The organism is Mycobacterium sp., from assembly GCF_035623875.1.
GTDB lineage: Bacteria > Actinomycetota > Actinomycetes > Mycobacteriales > Mycobacteriaceae > Mycobacterium.
This window is the reverse complement of record NZ_DASPSP010000126.1, coordinates 1-5173: the sequence shown is the minus strand read 5'-3', so window position 1 is coordinate 5173 and position 5173 is coordinate 1. Positions and strand designations below refer to the sequence as shown.

Here is a 5173-nt window from a genome sequence, read left to right as displayed (position 1 = left end):
GATGGGCCGTCGCCGCCAGTACTGCCGGCAATCGTGTCGGCAGCGGGCCTACGAGCAGCGGGCCTCGATCAACGGTGCGAAAGCTGCGTCGTTGCCTGCCGACGCGGTGGTGCTGTCCGCCGACGAGGCCGCTGACCTGTCCGATCGCGTCTACCAGGTTCGATGCGCGGCAGAAGACGTTGCCACGGCGCTCGACGAGGGGGCCGGGACACCCGAATTACGCGAACTGTGCGATGCGCTGATGCAAGCCGCCGTGGCGGCCGACGGCTGGCGCTGACCGGCCCGACCGCTGAACGCCGTGCCACCACGCGCTTAACCCCGGCTCACCGGTGACGGGTAAAGTCTCGCCATGGATCCCTGGGCACGGCGCAATTAGCTGCAGGCCCAGGGCGTGAATCGGGCGAGCAAGTCGGCGCATCGCGGGACTTCTCCGTATACAAAGCCGGGAGTATCGGAAGTAGTGGGAACCCTGTCGAAGTTGGCCACCCACGCCAACGATGTTCTTGATTCGGCTCCTGCGCTGGGGGCCGCATTCCAGGTTCGGCGACGGCCGACGTTAGGCGAGGGGTAACGACATGGTTGACCAACTTCAGCATGCGACCGAAGCATTGCGGAAAGCCCTGGTCCAGGTCGAGCGCCTCAAGCGCAAGAACCGTGCGCTGCTGGAGCGCTCGAGCGAGCCGATCGCGATCGTCGGAATGTCGTGCCGTTTCCCCGGCGGTGTCGATTCCCCGGAAGGCCTGTGGGACATGGTGGCCCAGGGCCGCGACGTGATGTCGGAGTTCCCCACCGACCGCGGCTGGGATCTGGCCGGGCTGTTCGACGAAGATCCCGATGCGCCGCACAAGTCGTACGCGCGTGCGGGCGGTTTCGTCGACGATGTCGCGGGCTTCGACGCGCGATTCTTCGGCGTCTCACCGTCCGAGGCACTGGCGACGGATCCGCAGCATCGGATGCTCCTGGAATTGTCGTGGGAGGCGTTGGAGCGGGCGGGGGTTGACCCGACCACGTTGCGGGGCAGCGCCACCGGCGTCTTCGCCGGAATCATCGCTCAGGGCTACGGCATGCTCGCCGAAGAGATCGAGGGGTACCGGCTGACCGGTATGACGTCCAGTGTGGCGACCGGCCGGGTGGCCTATGTGCTGGGGCTGGAGGGTCCCGCAGTGTCGGTGGACACCGCGTGCTCATCGTCGCTGGTGGCCCTGCACATGGCGGTGCAGTCGCTGCGATCGGGCGAGTGCGACCTCGCGCTGGCCGGCGGTGTCACCGTCAACGCCACCCCCACCGTGTTCGTCGAATTCAGCCGACACCGGGGTCTGTCGCCGGACGGCCGCTGCAAGCCATTCTCGCAAGCCGCCGACGGCGTCGGCTGGTCCGAGGGTGGCGGGATGCTGGTCGTCGAGCGTCTCTCGGATGCGCAGCGCTTCGGGCACCCTGTGTTGGCGGTGGTGCGTGGTTCGGCGGTGAATCAGGATGGGGCGTCGAATGGTTTGACCGCGCCCAACGGGCCGTCGCAGCAGCGGGTGGTGCGCGCGGCGCTGGCCAACGCCGGGCTTAGTGCGGCCGAGGTGGATGTGGTGGAAGGCCACGGTACGGGCACCACGCTGGGTGATCCGATCGAGGCCCAGGCTTTGCTGGCCACTTATGGACAGGACCGGGCCGAGCGGCTGTGGTTGGGGTCGATCAAGTCGAACATGGGTCATACCCAGGCCGCGGCGGGGGTGGCCGGTGTGATCAAGATGGTGCAGGCGATGCGCCACGAGGTGTTGCCGGCGACGTTGCACGTGGATGCGCCGAGTCCCCATGTGGATTGGTCGGCGGGGTCAGTGGAGCTGTTGGCCGAGGCTCAGCCCTGGAAGGCCAAGCCGGTCAACGGTCGCGTGCGTCGGGCGGGGGTGTCGTCGTTTGGGATCAGTGGCACCAACGCGCATGTGATTATCGAGGACGCTCCAGCGGTAGCAGGGGTGTCGGAGGTTGGTCCGGTGCCGTCGTTGGTGCCGTGGGTGGTTTCGGCCAAGAGCGCGGTGGCACTGGCGGCTCAGGCGGCGCGGTTGGGCGAGTTCATCGGTCCGCGTGAGCAGTTGGATACCGCTGATGTCGGCTGGTCGCTGGCGGGCCGGTCGCGCTTTGAGCATCGGGCGGTGGTGCTCGGTGCCGACCGCCACGAGTTGCTCAGCGGTTTAGCGGAGCTGGCTCACGGGCTGCCGGGGGCTTCGGTAACCCGGGGGCATGCCAATCCGTCGGGCAAAACCGTGTTCGTGTTCCCCGGCCAGGGCTCCCAATGGCTCGGCATGGGCGTCGAATTACTGGACACCGCACCGGTTTTCGCCGAGCAGATCAATGCCTGCGCAGAGGCATTCGCCGAATTTGTCGACTGGTCGCTGATCGACGTGCTGCGCGGCGTGCCGGGCGCGCCGGGTCTGGACCGCGTCGACGTGGTCCAGCCGGCTCTGTTCGCGATCATGGTGTCGCTTGCCGAACTGTGGAAGTCCGTCGGCGTGCGTCCAGACGCCGTGATCGGACATTCCCAAGGCGAAATCGCCGCCGCCTACGTCGCGGGCGCCCTGTCGCTGCGCGACGCTGCACGCGTGGTGACACTGCGCAGCAAACTGCTACTGGCAATGGCCGGACGCGGCGGCATGGCCTCCCTGGCCTGCGGTGCGGAGCAAGCACGAGAGTTGTTGGCTCCCTTCGGTGATCGGATTAGCATCGCCGCGGTCAATGGACGATCCGCCGTTGTGGTGTCCGGTGAAGTCTCCGCGCTCGACGAGCTGGTCCAGCAATGCACCGACCGTGAGCTCCGTGCCCGTCGGATTGACGTCGACTACGCCTCGCACTCCGCTGACGTCGAGGACATCCGCGAGCAGCTCGCCGACGTCCTGTCCGGCCTGGAACCGCATTCATCGCGCACCGCATTCTTTTCCACGTTGACCGGTAATCTGCTGGACACCGCCGGCTTGGACGCCGATTACTGGTATCGCAACATTCGGCAAACCGTGCAATTCGATCAGGCCGTGCGCGGCGCATGCCAACAGGGCTACCGCACTTTCATCGAATGCAGCCCGCATCCCGCGTTGATCGCCGGCATCGAGGACACCTTCAACGATTGCGTCGACAGCAGCGCCGAACCGATCGTCATCCCCACCCTTGGCCGAGACGACGGTGGCGTCCGCCGGTTCCTCAGCTCGGCCGCGCAGGCCTTTGTTTCGGGTGTGGATGTCGATTGGCGTGCGGTGTTGCCCGGGGCTGAGTTTGTCGAGTTACCGACGTATGCCTTTGAGCGGCGGCGGTTTTGGCTTTCCGGGGATGGCGCTGCGCTGGACGCCGCGGGGCTGGGGTTGGGCGCCAGCGAGCACGCGTTGCTGGGTGCGGTGGTGGAGCTGCCGGACTCGGGCGGGGTGATGCTGACCGGCCGGCTCTCGGCAGCGTCGCAGGGATGGTTGGCCGATCACGCCGTTGAGGGCGTGGTGCTATTTCCGGGCGCGGGATTCGTCGAGTTGGCGATCCGCGCCGGTGACGAAGTCGGCTGCTCGGCAGTCGACGAACTGACGTTGCAGTCGCCGTTGATGCTGCCCTCGTCGGGTTCGGTGGCGGTCCAGGTGGTCGTGGGACCAGCCGAAGAATCCGGCCAGCGCACCGTGTCCGTGTTCTCCCGGGAGAGCGCCGATTCGGGTTGGATTTGCCACGCCACCGGACAGTTGGGTTCGGGATCGATCGAGCCGGGTGCGGATTTGTCGGTATGGCCGCCCGCGGGCGCGATTCCCGTCGACGTAGCCGATGGTTACCAGCGGTTGGCGACACGCGGGTATGAGTACGGCCCGGCGTTCCAGGGATTGACCGCGCTGTGGCGTCGCGGCGACGAGCTGTTCGCCGAGGTAACGCTGCCGGATGCGGCCGGGGGTGTAGGCGGATTCGGTGTGCATCCAGTCTTGTTGGACGCGGCGCTGCACGCGGCGGCGGTAATCCACGACACGGACGAAGTGGCCTTGCCGTTCTCCTGGCAGGGTGTCTCGTTGCATGCAGCGGGGGCGTCGGCGGTGCGGGCGCGGATTGCGCCGTCGGGTCCGTCGGCGGTGTCAGTGGAGTTGGCCGACGGGTTGGGGTTGCCGGTGTTGTCGGTGGCGTCGATGGTGGCTCGCCCGGTGTCGCAGCAGCAGTTGATGGCGGCATTGTCCGGCTCAGGTGAGGATCGGCTCTTTGAGCTGGTGTGGTCTCCCGCGTCGCCCGCATCGCACGCTGAGACGCCGTCCTACCAAGTATTCGAGGCCGCATCGGGCGGCGAGGATCCCGTCGTCGACACTTACGAGCGCACGCATAAGGCATTGGCCGCGGTGCAGTCGTGGCTGGCCGAGCGCGAATCCGGCGTGTTGGTCGTGTCGACCCGGGGCGCAATGGCACTGGCGGGGGAGGACGTCACTGATCTGGCGGGTGCTGCGGTGTGGGGGTTGGTGCGTTCTGCGCAGACCGAGCATCCCGGTCGGATCGTGTTGGTGGATTCCGATGCGCCCCTTGATGATACGACAATAGGTTCGGTTCTGGCAGTCGGGGAGCCGCAGGTGATCATGCGCGGCGGCGCGGTCTACACGGCGCGGGTGCACGGCAGTCGTGCGGTTGACAGCGTGCTGGTGCCGCCGGGCGATGGGCCATGGCGGTTAGGGCTCTCCAGTGCCGGCACCTTTGAGAATCTTCAGTTGGAGCCGGTGCCTAACGCCGATGTACCGTTGGAGCCGGGCCACGTTCGGGTGGAGCTGCGTGCCATCGCCGCGAACTTCCGCGACATCATGATCACCCTAGGTATGTTCACCCACGATGCGCTGATCGGTGGCGAAGGCGCCGGCGTTGTCGTGGAAGTCGGACCCGGGGTCACCGAATTCGCTGTCGGTGATTCGGTATACGGCTTCTTCCCGGACGGCAGCGGCACGCTGGTGGCCGGCGATACCCGGCTATTGCTTCCGATGCCCGCCGACTGGTCATACGCCGAAGCCGCGGCCATATCAGCCGTTTTCACGACGGCGTGGATGGCATTCGTCCAGTTGGCTGAAGTCAAGCCGGGGCAGCGGGTGTTGGTGCATGCTGCGACCGGTGGGGTGGGGATGGCTGCGGTGCAGTTGGCCCGGCATTTGGGGTTGGAGGTGTTCGCCACCGCCAGTCGGGGTAAGTGGGACACGTTGCG

Annotated in this window: 2 protein-coding genes; both read left to right on the top strand. The window is 66.8% G+C overall.

Going from position 1 to position 5173, the window contains the following annotated elements:
* Positions 1-277: hypothetical protein (locus tag VEI45_RS10330; RefSeq protein WP_324852775.1), on the top strand; the 277-nt coding region annotated here is incomplete at its 5' end.
* 298 nt (positions 278-575) lie between these two features.
* A partial coding sequence (locus VEI45_RS10325; protein ID WP_324852772.1) for a polyketide synthase occupies positions 576-5173 on the top strand: 4598 nt, incomplete at its 3' end.